Source organism: Streptomyces sp. NPDC049627, assembly GCF_044465645.1.
In the GTDB taxonomy this organism is placed as follows: Bacteria; Actinomycetota; Actinomycetes; order Streptomycetales; family Streptomycetaceae; genus Streptomyces.
Genome location: NZ_JBITLW010000003.1, coordinates 34,940 through 49,099, shown reverse-complemented (window position 1 = coordinate 49,099; position 14,160 = coordinate 34,940). Strand labels below are relative to the sequence as shown.

General features: G+C 70.4%; 12 protein-coding genes. 6 read left to right on the top strand and 6 right to left on the bottom strand.

Annotated elements, in window-relative coordinates; all coding sequences use genetic code 11:
* Positions 1-69 precede the first annotated feature (69 nt).
* The 5 genes from ACIBU0_RS09395 (at position 70) to ACIBU0_RS09375 (ending at position 4,227) form a co-directional block, all read left to right on the top strand.
* Entirely contained in the window at positions 70-816 is a 747-nt protein-coding gene (locus tag ACIBU0_RS09395; protein WP_398814152.1) for a hemolysin III family protein, read from the top strand.
* A gap of 100 nt (positions 817-916) precedes the next feature.
* Positions 917-2,461, top strand: a complete 1,545-nt coding sequence (locus ACIBU0_RS09390; protein WP_398814149.1) for a DHA2 family efflux MFS transporter permease subunit — start codon at positions 917-919, stop codon at positions 2,459-2,461.
* A 5-nt stretch (positions 2,462-2,466) separates the two neighbouring features.
* Complete coding sequence (locus ACIBU0_RS09385; RefSeq protein WP_398814146.1) at positions 2,467-3,120, top strand: TetR/AcrR family transcriptional regulator; 654 nt, start codon at positions 2,467-2,469, stop codon at positions 3,118-3,120.
* Between the two features lie 12 nt (positions 3,121-3,132).
* A complete protein-coding gene (locus ACIBU0_RS09380) occupies positions 3,133-3,855 on the top strand; it encodes a Mut7-C RNAse domain-containing protein (protein WP_398814143.1) in 723 nt (240 codons plus the stop codon).
* A gap of 48 nt (positions 3,856-3,903) precedes the next feature.
* On the top strand, positions 3,904-4,227 hold the full coding sequence (locus tag ACIBU0_RS09375; protein ID WP_398814141.1) for a hypothetical protein: 324 nt from the start codon (positions 3,904-3,906) through the stop codon (positions 4,225-4,227).
* Here the strand turns inward: ACIBU0_RS09375 and ACIBU0_RS09370 are convergent.
* From ACIBU0_RS09370 to ACIBU0_RS09345, 6 genes are all read right to left on the bottom strand, one after another.
* Positions 4,214-6,628, bottom strand: coding sequence for a galactose oxidase-like domain-containing protein (locus ACIBU0_RS09370; RefSeq protein ID WP_398814138.1), 2,415 nt, complete (start codon positions 6,626-6,628; stop codon positions 4,214-4,216). The two genes, ACIBU0_RS09375 and ACIBU0_RS09370, sit on opposite strands and share 14 nt — an antisense overlap.
* On the bottom strand, positions 6,625-7,806 hold the full coding sequence (locus tag ACIBU0_RS09365; protein WP_398814135.1) for a glycosyltransferase: 1,182 nt from the start codon (positions 7,804-7,806) through the stop codon (positions 6,625-6,627). Before ACIBU0_RS09365 ends, ACIBU0_RS09370 begins: the two co-directional genes overlap by 4 nt.
* Entirely contained in the window at positions 7,803-9,461 is a 1,659-nt protein-coding gene (locus ACIBU0_RS09360) for an ArnT family glycosyltransferase (protein ID WP_398814133.1), read from the bottom strand. Before ACIBU0_RS09360 ends, ACIBU0_RS09365 begins: the two co-directional genes overlap by 4 nt.
* On the bottom strand, positions 9,458-10,735 hold the full coding sequence (locus ACIBU0_RS09355; RefSeq protein ID WP_398814131.1) for a glycosyltransferase: 1,278 nt from the start codon (positions 10,733-10,735) through the stop codon (positions 9,458-9,460). Before ACIBU0_RS09355 ends, ACIBU0_RS09360 begins: the two co-directional genes overlap by 4 nt.
* Positions 10,736-10,926: 191 nt before the next feature.
* Entirely contained in the window at positions 10,927-12,957 is a 2,031-nt protein-coding gene (locus ACIBU0_RS09350; protein WP_398814128.1) for a thioredoxin domain-containing protein, read from the bottom strand.
* Positions 12,938-13,552, bottom strand: a complete 615-nt coding sequence (locus tag ACIBU0_RS09345; protein ID WP_398814125.1) for an ArsR/SmtB family transcription factor — start codon at positions 13,550-13,552, stop codon at positions 12,938-12,940. The genes ACIBU0_RS09350 and ACIBU0_RS09345 overlap by 20 nt, the downstream gene beginning before the upstream one ends.
* 126 nt (positions 13,553-13,678) lie before the next feature.
* On the opposite strand from ACIBU0_RS09345, the gene ACIBU0_RS09340 reads away from it, so the two are divergent.
* Entirely contained in the window at positions 13,679-14,149 is a 471-nt protein-coding gene (locus ACIBU0_RS09340; RefSeq protein ID WP_398814123.1) for a hypothetical protein, read from the top strand.
* The last annotated feature ends 11 nt before the right edge of the window (positions 14,150-14,160 follow it).

Genomic DNA, 14,160 nt, shown 5'->3' with positions numbered 1-14,160 from the left:
GGCCACTTCCGGGCGCCCATCTGGTCGCGCTGATACGTAACTTACGGTTCCGTAGGTACGATTTCCCCCATGACTGCGCCCGTCCCCGACGCGCCCACGGACACGCCGGCCGCCGGCCGCGGTTCCGGCGCGCCCTCGTTGCCGCACCAGATCGCGCACCACGCCCAGCAGCTCTCCGAGGAGATAAAGCCCAAGCTCCGGGGCTGGCTGCATCTGGGCATGTTCCCGGCCGCACTCGTCGCGGGCCTGGTGCTCACCGCCCTGGCGGACTCGACCCGCGGCCGCATCGCCTGCGGGATCTACGCCCTCACGGCCTGCCTGCTGTTCGGCGTGAGCGCGCTGTACCACCGGGGCAACTGGAGCCCGCGCATGGACGGCGTCCTGCGCCGCCTGGATCACGCCAACATCTTCCTGATCATCGCGGGCACGTACACGCCGCTGACGATGCTGCTGCTCCCGGGCGCCAAGGGGCAGTGGCTGCTGTGGGGCATCTGGGGGGCCGCGGCGGCCGGCATCGTCTTCCGCGTCTTCTGGGTGGGTGCCCCGCGCTGGCTCTACACGCCCTGCTACATCGCGATGGGCTGGGCTGCCGTCTTCTTCCTGCCGGACTTCATGCACGCCGGCGGCATCGCCGTGCTGGTCCTGGTGATCGTCGGCGGTCTCCTGTACAGCGCGGGCGGCGTGATCTACGGCATCAAGCGCCCGAACCCGTCACCGCGCTGGTTCGGCTTCCACGAGGTGTTCCACTCCTTCACCCTGGCGGCCTTCATCACGCACTACGTCGGGATCTCGCTGGTGGCGTACCAGCACGCGTAGCACCGATCCGCTCCTTCAGGGCCACGGCTTCGAGCCGTGGCCCTTTTTGCATGCCGAAACCGATTGACAGTGACTCTATTTTGAGAGCTACTCTCATTTCATGGACACTCTCACTCCAGATCCCCGGCGCTGGTGGGCCCTCGCCGCCCTCGTCGCGAGCATGCTGACCCTCGGCTTCGACACGACGATCCTCAATGTGGCGCTGCCGACGATGGCCGCCGACCTCGGTGCCACCACCGGCGAGCAGCAGTGGATGGCGGACGCGTACGTCGTCGTCTTCGCGGCGTTGATGCTTCCCGCCGGCCTGCTCGGCGACCGGTTCGGGCGGCGGCTGATGCTGATCACCGGCCTGGGGATCTTCCTGGCCGGGTCGGTCGTCGGCGCGCTGTCCGGGGAGGTGAACGCCGTGATCGCCGCCCGCGCGCTGATGGGCGTCGGCGCCGCCCTGGTCACCCCGCTCGCGCTCTCCGTGGTGCCCACCCTGTTCGGACCCGAGGAGCGCACCAAGGCCGTCGGCATCGTCTCCGCCGCCTCCGCGCTGGGCCTCCCGCTCGGCCCGATCATCGGCGGCTGGCTGCTGAACCACTTCTGGTGGGGCTCGGTCTTCCTGGTCAACGTCCCGATGGCCGCGGTCGGCATCCTCGCCTGCGTCTTCCTGCTCCCCGAGACCCGCGACCCCTCCTCCCCCAAGGTCGACGCCCTCTCCACCGCGCTCACCGCGACCGGCCTCGGCGCCCTCGTCTACGCGATCATCGAGGCGCCCACCAGGGGCTGGGGCGACGCGCTGGTGCTGGGCATGCTCGGGGCGGCCGTCCTGCTGATCGCCGCGCTGGTGCTGCGCGAACGCCGGGTCGAGCGCCCCATGCTCGACATGACCCTGCTCGCCCACCGCGGCTTCCTGTTCAACACGATCGCCGCGACCCTGGTGACGTTCGTCCTGACCGGCCTGCTGTTCGTGCTGCCGCCCTACCTGCAGGCCGTTCTCGGCCACGACGCCCTGGGCACCGGCGTGCGGCTGCTGCCGATGATGGGTGGACTGCTGGTCGCCTCCCGCCTCGCCCCGCAGGTCGTCACCCGCTTCGGTGCGCGCGCCGCGGTGAGCGCGGGCCTGGTGGTGCTGGCCTTCGCCGGAGTCCTCGGCAGCCGTACGACCGTGGACTCCGGGTACGGATTCGTCGCGCTGTGGCTCTCCGTCACCGGCCTCGGCTTCGGTCTCTCCCTCATCCCCGCCATGAACGGCGGCCTGAGCGCCCTGCCCCGCGACCGGGCCGGCAGCGGCTCCGGGCTCCTGATGACCATGCGCCAGGTCGGCGGCGCGATCGGTATCGCCCTGCTCGGCAGCCTGCTCGCCGCCGCCTTCCGGGACCGGCTCGACGTCGCCGGGCTCCCCGGGCGGGCCGCCGACACCGCCGGGGAGTCCGTGGTCGCGGCGCACCTCGTCGCCGAGCGGGCGGGCTCGGCTCAACTGGCGGCCTCCGCGAACAGCGCGTACGTCCACGGCATGGGCGTCGTGCTGCTGGTGTGCGGCATCGCCGCCCTCGTCTCCGCGCTGCTCGCGGCCGCGTTCCTGCCGGCCACACCCCGCCCGACCGGGACCTCCGCGACCCCGGACATGGCTGCCGAGCAGGCCGATGCCCGACAATGACCGGCATGACCCCCGCACGCTCGCCCCTCTCCTCCGTCGACCGCTCCCGGCTGGGCCTACGTGAACGCAAGAAGATCAAGACTCGCGAGGCGATCCGGTCCGCGACCTACGCGCTGATCAAGGAGCAGGGCTACGACGCCACGACGATCGAGCAGATCGCCGACCGGGCCGAGGTGTCGCCGTCGACCGTCTTCCGCTACTTCCCGACCAAGGAGGACATCGTCCTCACGGACGAGTACGACTCTTTGATGCTGGAGGAGTTGCGCGCCCGGCCCGCCGGGGAGTCGTGGATGGACTCGATGCGGTACGTGATGCAGAAAGGCATCGACGCGCTGATGACGGAGGACCCCGAGGTGGTCCGGGTGCGGGCGCACCTCGCGGTCCAGGTCCCCGCCATCCGTTCCCGGATGGTCGAGAGCATGTCGGCGACCGGACGCCTGCTCCGCGGAGCGATCGCCGAGCGCCACGGCCTGGACCCCGACAGCCTGGAAGTGCGGGTCTACGCGATGTCCCTCATCGGCGGCCTGATGGAGGTCAACCTGTACTGGGGGGAGAACGACTGCGAGGGCGACCTCCGCGAGCTGCTGAACCGTGGCATGGGGGTCCTGGAGCACGGCCTCCCCACCGAAAACCCCTCGGGCCCGGCTCACCGCCCGTGACATCCTGACCGGGTGAACGGTCCCGAGATCCACGTCGAGTTCGCCCCCGAGCTGGCCCTGTTCGTCCAGCGTGAGCTGCAGCGGACGCTCGTCACCGACGGCGTCTCGTCGCTGGGCCACGTCGTCGAGTCGGCCGGCGTCCCGCTGACCGAGGTCGGCGCCCTGTGGGCCGACGGCCGCCAGGTGCCGACGTCGTACGTCCCCGCAGCCGGCGACCGGGTGGAGGTCCGGCCCGTCGAGCGCCCCCAGCGGGTACCCGGCGCTCCCCTGCGCTTCCTCCTCGACGTCCATCTCGGCACCCTGGCCCGCCGCCTGCGCCTGCTCGGCGTGGACACGGCGTACGAGTCGACGGACATCGGCGACCCCGCGCTCGCCGCCCGCTCGGCCGCCGAGCAACGCGTGATGCTGAGCCGGGACCGGGGGCTGCTGCGCCGGCGTGAGCTGTGGGCAGGCGCGTTCGTCTACAGCACCCGGCCCGACGAGCAGCTCCGTGACGTCCTCGACCGGTTCCGGCCCGAACTGCGTCCCTGGACCCGCTGCACCGCCTGCAACGGCCTGCTCAAGGAGGCCACCAAGGAGGAGGTGGCGGACCAGCTGGAGGGCGGGACGCAGCGGTCGTACGACGTCTTCGCGCAGTGCACCCAGTGCGGGCGCGCGTACTGGAAGGGCGCGCACCACGAACAGCTGGTGGCCATCGTGGAGCGCGCGTTGAGCATGCGTACCCAGCGGAGTTGAGTACCCGCGCCGATCACCGCGCCCGGGCCGGCGCGATGGGATGGCGGCATGAACACAGCGCAGCAGCAGTCCGCGTCCCGTCTTCTGACCGGTCTGTCCGTCACCAGCCTCGTGCTGCTCCTGCCGACCGTCGGCCTCGCGTGGCTCGCCGTGCTCGCCGGTGAACGCGGCAGCCGCTGCCTGACGTACGGCGAGCAGTGCTCGCAGATTCCGGGCAGCCTGCTCTACGGCCTGTTCTACGCCTGTGCCGCGGTCGGTGTGGCGGTACTGGTGTGGCCCCGGCACCGGGCGATGCCCGCCCGGGCCGGGGCCGTGGTGGTGCAGTGGGTCCTTCAGTTCGCGCTGGGCCTGCTGATCCTCAGCGGCGCCTGAGGTCCGCCTTTCCGCAGGCGAGCCCGTCCCTGTTCGGGTCGAGGCCCAGCGGGTCGTCCTTGCCGTTGACCTCGAGCCTGCCGTAGTCGTTCTTCTTCAGCCAGCTGCAGCGCGCGGCCGTGGTCTTCGCCACGCCCTTCGGGAAGTCCGTCGGCACGCACACGTTGATCGAGCCGTAGTGGCGGTCGCAGCCGGAGACGGTCGGGGCGACCTTCTGGGAGGTGCGCTTCTTGCCCGGGCCCGTGACCTTGCCCTGGAGGTCGTCGGCGAAGGCGTGGACGTGGGGTGAGGCGTCCGTGGCGGACAGGGTCTGCGGGCCCTGCAGATGGACCCACTTGGCGATCGACGGGACGCCGTTGGCGTCGACCGCGAAGAGCATGTACCAGCCGGGCGGGGCCAGGTTGGGGTTGCTCGTCACGTTCAGATCGACGTTGTTGCCGTCCACCGACAGCGGCAGGTCGACGAAGCGCTGGTTGGGGTCGGAGGAGTGGGTCACCGCGGCCGGGCGGATCAACTCCGCCTTGGCGACCGGCCGGTCGACGGTGATGCGCTGGGTGTCGCCGTAGGTCCACTCGGTGTCGATCACCGAAGTGATCGTGGGACGCGTGCCCTTGAGGAGATAGGGCGGGGTGTAGATCGACACGTTGTGGTTCCAGGTGCCGTTGCCCGGGTTGTCGCCGGTCGCCATGACGCGCCCGTCGGGGAGCAGGAACGCCGAGGAGTGGTAGCCGCGGGCCTCGGGGTCGGCGGCCACCGGGTCGAAGGTGCCGGTGTCCGGGTCGTAGAGCGAGGCCTCGTGGACGGGGTTGGCCCGGTTGTGCAGACCGCCGCCCGTCTCCAGCACCTTGCCGTCGGGCAACAGGACCGCGGAGACGTACATCTTGCCCTGGTTGCCCGTCTCCGGCTGCGGGCCGTTGCCGAGGTCGACGGTGCCCTGCGGGATCGGCGGGCCGGCCACGTAGGACGGGTTGGGCTGCTTGAGGTCGATGACGTCGGTCAGCCGGTTCGCCTCCGGGTTGGATTCGATGTTGCCGCCGCCGAGGGTGAGGACCCTCTGGTCCTGCGCCGGGGGCAGCAGCACGCTCGCCGACTGGTCGCGCTGGTCCTTGTTCTGCAGGCCCGGCACCTGGGTGACGGTGTTGGCCCCGTAGTCGTAGATCGCGCTGCCGGTGCCCGGGATGTTGTTGCCGAAGACATGACTGCCCGAGTAGAAGAGGCGGCCGTCCTGCATCAGGATCATCGACGGGTAAAGGCCCCAGTACGACCAGGTCTGGTTGACCTTCCACAGCGGCAGCCACTGCTGCTCGGCCTGGGAGAACAGCTCGGCGGTCACCGAGCCGGTGGAGTCCTCGCGCAGCCCGCCGAAGGAGATGACGTCACCGTTGCCGAGGACGGTCGCCGACGGGTACCAGTGGCCGTCGTTCATGTCGTTGGTCCTGCTGTAGGTCTCGGTGACCGGATCGAAGATGTACGAGTCCTTGAAGCCCTCGTAGCCGTGGCCGCCCACGACCGGGTACGCCTTGTTGCCGCTCATCACCAGGACCCGGCCGTCCTGGAGCTGGACGTGCCCGGCGCAGAACATGTCCTTCGGGGTCGGGATGACCTTGTAGGAACCGGTGGCGGGGTTGTAGACGGCCGAGGTGAAGGTGCCCGCGTTGAACTGCTCCTCGCTGTTGCCGGAGCCCGCGATCAGCAGCACCTTGCCGTTGTTGAGGACGACGGAGTGCATGGAGCGGACCGGGTTCCGGGTGGGCAGCACGTCCCACCTGCCGTTGGCGCACTGCTCCGCCGTGCCCGTGCACACCGGGTCGGGGACCGGATCGGCGACCTGCTCCATGGTGTAGTCGTCGGTGGTCGCCGAACCGGTGCCGTAGACGGAGACGCCCCAGGTGATGCGGTCGGTGCCGGCCGGGACCTCGGGGGTGCGGACCGTGGCCTGACCCCAACTCGACCGCAGTTCCAGCGTCTTGAGATCGGTCCAGTACTGCCAGCCCGCGGTCGTGTCGTGCCGGAACAGGGTGATGTTCGCGTCCGGCGTGGTCGTCTTGTACCAGAGTCCGAGGTCGTACTGCTTGCCCGCCGTCACCACCGGCGCACAGTCCGCCGACTCGGTGATCAGCGCCTTGCGGTCGCCGTCGACCCGGCGGGTGAGCGACACCTTCATCGCCTTGGACCCGCTGTGGGCGTCATTCGTCGTCTCGAAGGTGAAGTCGTTGTCGCCCCAGCCGGACTTCTCCCAGCAGTACGGCATGTCGCCGCTGCCGGCGGTCTCGAAGCCGGGGTTCTTGATGAGGTTGGCGGCGGAGGCGGACTGGGGGGAGGTGAGGAGCAGGCCTCCCGTGAGGCCCATGACGGCCAACAGGGCCGATCTCCTCCCGGATCGCGTACGGCGGGATCTCATGCAGTACTCCTTGCTGTGCGGCTCCTGCGCGGCAGATAGACCAGCGCCTCGGTACCGACGAAGCGCAGGACGAACGTGATGACCAGGGCCAGCGCGGTGGCGGGCAGCACCGCCAGCCCGAACTGCCCCACCAGCAGCGCGATCAGCGGGATGCGCAGCACCAGATCGGCGTTGGCGAGCAGCGCGAACCGTACGGTGCGGTCGGCCCAGTGGCGGTGCCGGCGGCGGTCGCGGAACAGCAGCTTCTCGATGAGCAGGAAATTCCAGGCCACGCCGAACTGGTTGGCGACGATCTCCGCGGGGAGGTAGTGCAGCCCCATCCGGGTCATCGCCCACAGCGCGGCCAGGTTCGGCACGAAGCCCGTGAGCCCGATCAGCCCGAACACCACCATCCGGGCCAGCGGGTCGGCCGTCCGCAGCCCGGCGAGGTGGCGCAGGAAGCGGCGCCCCTCCGCCGCCGTCGACTTGGACTCCCCAGCGAACCGCTCCTGGAAGACGAACGGCACCTCGGTGACCGTGCGCGGGCGGCTGCGGACCGCCAGCTCCAGAAGGATCTTGTAGCCGAGCGGCTTGAGCGCCTGGGCGGTGATGTCGCTGCGGCGGATGGCGAAGAAGCCGCTCATCGGGTCGCTGATGCCGTGCAGCCTGCGCGGGAAGAGGGACTTGGTCAGCCAGGTCGCCGCCCGTGACACGGCCACCCGGTAGCTGCCGGCGAGCCCGGCGCGGCTGCCGCCCTTGATGTACCGGGAGGCGACGACGAGCCCGGCGTTCGCGCGCTCGCCGGTGGCGACCAGCTCCGGGACCAGGGACGGCGGATGCTGGCAGTCGCCGTCCATGACGACGATCCAGTCCGACCCGGCCGCCTTCATGCCCTCGACGACCGCGCCGCCGAGCCCGCCGACGGGTTCGTCGCGGTGGATGACGGTGACGGGGAACGGGCAGTCCTGCGCGGCCTCCTTGATGACCTGCGGGGTGTCGTCGGTGGAGTCGTCCACGAAGACGACCTCGCAGGGCAGCCGGGACGGCACCGACTCGGTGATCTGGTGCAGCAACTGCCGTACGTTCGCGGACTCGTTGAAGGTCGGTACGACGATGGTGACCGCGCCGGGCTCGGGGATCTCGGCCGCCTGTACGGCCGGATCGCCGAGTTCCCCGGGGACGGTGGACTCCTGGCTCATCGAACCCCTCCCGAGGCCGTCTGGATCTTCCGGATCTCGATCCGGTCCGCGCCGGTGCCGAAGACGGCGACCGGCTTCGAGTGCTCCATCGCCGCCTTGACGTTCGGCAGGTCGGCCGCGTCCCGCCGTACCGTCGGGGAGGCGACGACGTAGTCGAGGTCCTTCCAGCCGCGCGGCATCGTCTTCGTCACGGCCGGGTCGAGGTCGGCCTTGTAGAACCAGATGACGCCGAGTCCGGGCCGGTACCCGGCGTGCACGAGGTCCAGCCACAGCGCGTCGTCGACGAGCACCCGGGTGTCCTGCGGGTCGTCCACCTCGGTGGACAGCCACTTGGAGGCGGCCTGGTAGGGCGCGTTGGCGTCGGCGGTGACGGCGGTGCGGTCGCCGTCGTACCAGCGCGGGACGACATAGGCGCCGGCGGCGATCGCGAGGACGGCCGCGAGGGCGTACCGGCCGCCGGTGACGTACCGGTGCTCGCCCTCGGACCGCCGGCGCCGCAGGACGGCGTGGGCGACGGAGGCGGTTCCTCCGGCGAGGACGAGGGCGAGGAACGGCAGCGCCTGGATGACGTACATGGCGGGCAGGTAGCCGCTGGGGCGCATGGCCACCAGGGCGAGGATCACCACCGCGCACGACGGTCCGGCCAGGGCGCGGGCGGTGACCGACCAGCGCCAGGTGACCAGGAGCAGCAGGCCGCCCGCGAGGCCGCCGAGGATGAGGACGCGGTCGTAGTAGAGCCACGACTGCAGGACGCCGTACGACCCGGAGCCCCGGTCGAGGATGAAGCCCGAACCGGGCCTGGTCATCTGGTACTTGATGCCGTCCCAGAGCGAGACGTGCCCGCTGCCCGGGAGCAGCTCGCCCTTCAGCAGGGCGAACAGGGGGTAGGACAGGCCGATCAGGGCGCAGGCGGTGACCGCGCCGGTCAGGGCGAACTTGCGGGTGTCGCGGTGGCTGTGGCGCCACATGGTGACGAAGACCGCGGGGAGGACGAAGAGCATCGTCTCCTTGGTCAGCACGGCCGTGGCGGCCGCGATCCCGGCGCCGAAGTGGTGCCAGAGGTGGCGGCTCGGGGAGGCGGCCAGGGCGAAGGCGAGGAGCGTCCACATCACCGCGAGGTTGTCGAGGAAGATCTCCCGCTGCAGGACCACCGACAGCGGCGACAGCCCGAACAGGACCATGCCGAGCCCGGCCGCCCAGCGCGGCAGGGACAGCCGGCGCCCGAGGACGTAGACGAGGACCGCGCTGACCGCGCTGACGACGAGCATCGCGGCGCGCATGGTGCCGACGGTCATCGACTCGGGGCTGAGGGCCGCCGGTATCCAGGTCAGCAGGGCTATCTGGATCCAGCCGAGGGGCGGATGGTCGTACCAGTAGGTGTAGTGGGCCAGGCCCCGGCCCTCCTGGACCGCCCAGGCCTGGGCGAGGTAGGTGCCCTCGTCGTCGCTGAGGGTGGGGTAGTCGGCGATGTTCCAGCCCTGCACGACGAGGATCGCGACGAGGAGTACGCCGCACAGGACCAGGTCGGGGCGGGAGGAGCGCAGGCGGTTCGGCGGGCCCGCCGGGCCTGTTCGGCCGGTCGAACGCGCTTCAGGGACAGCTTCTCTCTGCGCGGGGACCTGAGGAGTGGTCACCGCGGGAAGGGTGGAGGTCACGCAGGGACGTCCTCTCGGAGGTCTCGGGTCACGTCGGCGGTGGTGAGATGCGCGCCGACGTGGGTGGTCAGCTCCCAGTCGTTGCGGCCGCGTTGCTCACGCCATACGGCGCGGACGGCGGCCCCGGCGAGGAGCACCTGGTAGAAGGGGCCGCCCACGATGAGCTTCACGTAGTGGACGAAGCGGACGCGAAGCCCGTACTGCCTGCCGAAGTCGTGCAGTCCGACGACTTCGAAGACGAAGGTGACGAGCGCGGTGACGGCCGGCAGGAAGGTGATGAACGCGACGCTCACGGACACGTCGAGGAAGACGGCGATCGCGATGTTGAGCGGGATGACGAGCCCGGTGAAGGCCTGCATGAACGGCGTCATGAGGGTGTACCGGGCGAGCAACCGCTGCCCGAAGGTGGGCAGTTGCTTCCAGTCCTTCTTCCGGTAGACCTGAAGGAAGCCCTGGTTCCAGCGGGTGCGCTGCTTCAGCAGCGACATCAGGCTGCCGGGCGTCTCCTCCTTGGTGACCATGTCGGAGTCGTAGGCGACGACGACCTTCTTGCCGACGCTGGAGAGGCGAACCCCCAGGTCGCAGTCCTCGGCCAGGCAGTTCGGGTCCCAGCCGTCGGCTGCCCTGAGCACGTCGGTCCGTACGAAGACGGTGTTGCCGCCGAGCGGGATGAACCCCTTCTGGGCGTGCAGGTGCAGCCGGGAGCGGAACCAGAAGAAGTACTCCAGGCAGTTGCGCAGGCTGTACCAGCTGGAGTGGAAGTTGATGAGCTGGACCCCGCCCTGGACCACATCCGCCTCCGTCGTGCGGAAGGCGTGGTCGACATGGGCGAGGAGCTCGGGATGGACCTGGTCCTCGGCGTCGAAGACCCCGACGACGTCGCCGCGGCAGTGCGGCAGCGCCGTGTTCATGGCCTTCGGTTTGTTCTTCTTCTCGTGGGTGTCGACGACGACACGGACGCGCGGGTCGCGCGCGGCGGCCTTGTTCGCCACCTCCGTGGTCTCCGGGTCGTCGTGCCCGACGATGACGATGATCTCGAAGTCGGTGTGGGTCGACTCCAGCAGCCGCTGGATGGTGTGGTCCAGCACGGCCTGTTCGTGCCGGGCCGGCAACAGCAGCGAGAACGACACGTGCTCGCCGCCGTCCGGTCTGCTGAACCGGGTGGAGGCGAGCACTTCGGGCGTGCGCCACGCGTGCATCTGCCACCACAGGGTGAAGGCCGCCATCCAGAACAAGGCCAGTGAGACGACGGCTATGAAGACAGACGTCAGCAACAGATCCCCCCAGATCCCCAATGCCCCCTGCCGCGACAACAAGTCACATCTGTCGCGGAACTGTGTAGACATTAAGGGCGATCTGTGAAGTCCGCAGGCCGTTTCAGTGAAGAGCGCGTTTCATCACAACGGTCCCCGAGCGTGAACAATTCGAACACAGGCTGCGTAACTGCCCCGTGCCCGCTGCTGTTTCAGCTGCTCAGCGCGGTCCGCAACCGGTCCGGATCGGTGGTCGGTGCATCGCAGGTGAAGTTACGGCAGACGTAAGCGGCGGGTTGACCCTGCTGCAGGGGCCGGTCAACGAGCAGCGGAAACTCGTCACTCTCAGGAGTGCCCACGGCCACGACCGCACCCGGGGCCGTGCCCAGAAGTGCCGTGCGGTGCAGGGCCTTTGTGGCGGGGTCGCCCATCGCCGGGCCCACGACCGCGACCTCACGCGGCCCGTCCAGGTTGGCCTCGGCGACGGCGAGGCCCCAGCCGATGAAGCGGGGCACGCGCGGGCCGAGGGCCTTGACGACGCCCAACGCCTTCTCCGCGGCGGCCCGATGAGGCTCGGAGCCGGTCTGGGCGGCGTAGCTCAGCAGGGCGCCGGCCGCCGCGCTCCAGCCGGAGGGGGCGGCGTTGTCGGTGGGGTCCTGGGGACGGCGGATCAGCTGCTCTGCGTCGGCGGCGGTGTCGTAGAGGGCGCCGGACTCCTCGTCGGCGAAACGGGCGATGACGTGGTCGAGCAGGAACCCCGCGAAGTCCAGCCAGACGCCCTCGCCGGTGACGGAGGCGAGCGCGAGGAAGCCCTCGGCGACGTCGCCGTAGTCCTCCAGGACGCCCGCGTTGGCGCCGGCCTGGCCGTCCTTGCTGGTGCGGGTGAGACGGGCGGCGTCGTCGAGGTGCAGCCGTACGAGGAGGTCGGCGGCGCCGAGGGCGGCGTCCAGGAGGTCGGGGCGGTCGAAGTACGCGCCGGTCTCGGCGAGGGCGGCGATCGCGAGGCCGTTCCAGGCGGCGACGATCTTGTCGTCCCGGCCGGGGGCGGGGCGCTCGCTTCTGGCGGCCAGCAGCCGCTGCCGGATACCGGTGATCCTCTCGGCGTCGGCCAGGCCGTCCTGCTGCGGGAGCTGGAGGACGGAGGAGCCGTGCTCGAAGGTGCCGTCCTCGGTGACGCCGAAGTGCCGGGCGGCGAGCTCGGCGTCGTCGTCGCCGAGCACCTCGCGCAGCTGCCGCGGGGTCCACACGTAGTACGCGCCCTCGACGTGCCTGCCGGTGCCGTCGTCGCTGTCGGCGTCGAGCGCGGAGGCGAACCCGCCCTCGTCGGTGCGCAGTTCGCGGACCATGAAGTCGGCGGTCTCCAGCGCCACGCGCCGGGCGAGCTCCGACCCCGTGGCCCGCCACAGGTGGGCGTACACCCGGCACAGCAGGGCGTTGTCGTACAGCATCTTCTCGAAGTGCGGCACGACCCAGTCACGGTCGACGGAATAGCGCGCGAACCCGCCGCCGAGCTGGTCGTAGATACCGCCCCGGGCCATCCGCTCGGAGGTGTCCTGCGCCATCTGCAGCGCACCCTCGGCCCCGGTCCGCGCGTGGTGCCGCAGCAGGAACTCGATGACCATGGACGGCGGGAACTTGGGCGCCCCTCCGAACCCGCCCCTCTGCGCGTCGTACTCCCGGGTGAGCCCGAGCAGCGCCTGCGCCAGCTCCTGCTCGCCGGGTGCCTCGGTGCCGCCGTAGGAGATCTCCCGCCCGGCGAGGTCCCGCACGATCTTCCCCGCGACGTCGGCGACCTCGTCCCGCCGGTCGGCCCAGGCGCTGCGCACACCCTCCAGCACCTGCCGGAAGGACGGCATGCCGTGGCGGGGGGCGGGCGGGAAGTAGGTGCCGAAGTAGAAGGGCTCGGCGTCGGGGGTGAGGAAGACGGTCATGGGCCAGCCGCCCTGGCCGGTGGCGGCCTGGACGGCCTCCATGTAGACGGCGTCGACGTCGGGGCGTTCCTCGCGGTCGACCTTGATGCTGACGAAGTGTTCGTTGAGGAAGTCAGCGGTGGCCTGGTCCTCGAAGGACTCGTGAGCCATGACGTGGCACCAGTGGCAGCTGGAGTACCCGACGCTCAGCAGGACGGGTTTGCTGTTCTTGCGGGCCTCGTCGAAGGCCTCCGTCGACCAGGGCCACCAGTCGACGGGGTTGTCGGCGTGCTGGAGGAGATACGGGGACGTCTCATGGGCCAGTCGGTTCACTGTTCCACTCTCCCACGGGCTCGGGCACCGCGTAGAAACGCATGCTGACCGGGCGCGCCCCGTCGGGAGCGGTCTCGCGGGAGTGGCCGTGACGCCGGAGCAGTTCCTGGTACTCCCGCATGAAGGCGAGGAACTCGTCCCGTGTCATCCACGTGCCGTGCCGCTGCACCTGGGCCCAGCCCTCCGGCCCCCGGTACTCCTGGTGGGCACGGCGGAACAGCGCGGTGTCGACGTCGATCTTCAGCAGGGCCAGGTGCTCGGCGGCCGCGTACTCCTCCGGGGTCATCGTGGCCGGGTCCGGTGTGGTGTGACTCAACGGCAGCGTCCGCCACCAGCGCTCGCGCCCGCCCGACTTCTCCGGGATCTCCTCGATGAGCCGCTGCTCGGCGAGTTTGCGCAGGTGGTAGCTGGTGGTGCCGGAGCTCTCGCCGAGTTCCCGCGCGAGCACGGTGGAGTTCGCCTCGCCGTGCCGGCCGAGGTAGTCGAGGATCCGGCGGCGCAGGGGGTTGCCGAGGGACTTGTACAGGGCGGTGCGTTCGAGGCTGGTCAACTCGGAACGCTCGGCGCTGGTCTTCTCGGTCGGGCCGTCGGTCATGCGGTCACGGTAACCCCGGGAACCCTGAGCCCACCCTGAGCCGACCCTGATGTCTGCCGAGTTTTCTTTGCAGAACTTTCTCTGCGATCTAGCGTGGAGGCGAGGCGGCAGAAGAGGGAGCTTGAAGTGACGTCGGTGGAGAAGCAGCAGCGGAAGCAGCAGCCGTACAGGAAGCTGCTGCTGGGGTGGACGCTGCTCCTGCTGGGCGCCGCGGTGGCCGCGGTGGCCGTGCTGGTGAAGAGGTGGACGCTGGTCTTCCTGGCCGCGGCAGCGGTGCTGCTGGTGCCGTGGATGGTGGTGCTCGGCCTGACGCTGCCGGCCACCACGGAGGTGCGGCACTGGTCGCTGGCGTGGATCGGGCTCGACGTGCTGATGGCGGCGGGGTGTGCGGCCACCGCCCTGCTGGGCCTGCGCGGCGATCCGCGTGCCCGGCTGACGGCGTCCGCGACGGCGTCCGTGGCGGTGCTCGACGCCTGGTTCGACATCACCACCGCCGCGTCGGGCTCCGCCCTGTCACAGGCGTTGGGCTGTGCCGTCGGTGAGGCCGCACTGGCCTGCGCCTGCATATTCCTGGCGGTGCGGCGCTCGCCCCGATGACTCCCGCCGGC

Excerpts from the sequence above, each read along its gene's own strand:
- ACIBU0_RS09395 (WP_398814152.1), top strand. The coding sequence starts at position 70 with ATGACTGCGCCCGTCCCCGACGCGCCCACGGACACGCCGGCCGCCGGC.
- ACIBU0_RS09390 (WP_398814149.1), top strand. The coding sequence starts at position 917 with ATGGACACTCTCACTCCAGATCCCCGGCGCTGGTGGGCCCTCGCCGCC.
- ACIBU0_RS09385 (WP_398814146.1), top strand. The coding sequence starts at position 2,467 with ATGACCCCCGCACGCTCGCCCCTCTCCTCCGTCGACCGCTCCCGGCTG.
- ACIBU0_RS09375 (WP_398814141.1), top strand. The coding sequence starts at position 3,904 with ATGAACACAGCGCAGCAGCAGTCCGCGTCCCGTCTTCTGACCGGTCTG.
- ACIBU0_RS09370 (WP_398814138.1), bottom strand. The coding sequence starts at position 6,628 with ATGAGATCCCGCCGTACGCGATCCGGGAGGAGATCGGCCCTGTTGGCC.
- ACIBU0_RS09365 (WP_398814135.1), bottom strand. The coding sequence starts at position 7,806 with ATGAGCCAGGAGTCCACCGTCCCCGGGGAACTCGGCGATCCGGCCGTA.
- ACIBU0_RS09345 (WP_398814125.1), bottom strand. The coding sequence starts at position 13,552 with ATGACCGACGGCCCGACCGAGAAGACCAGCGCCGAGCGTTCCGAGTTG.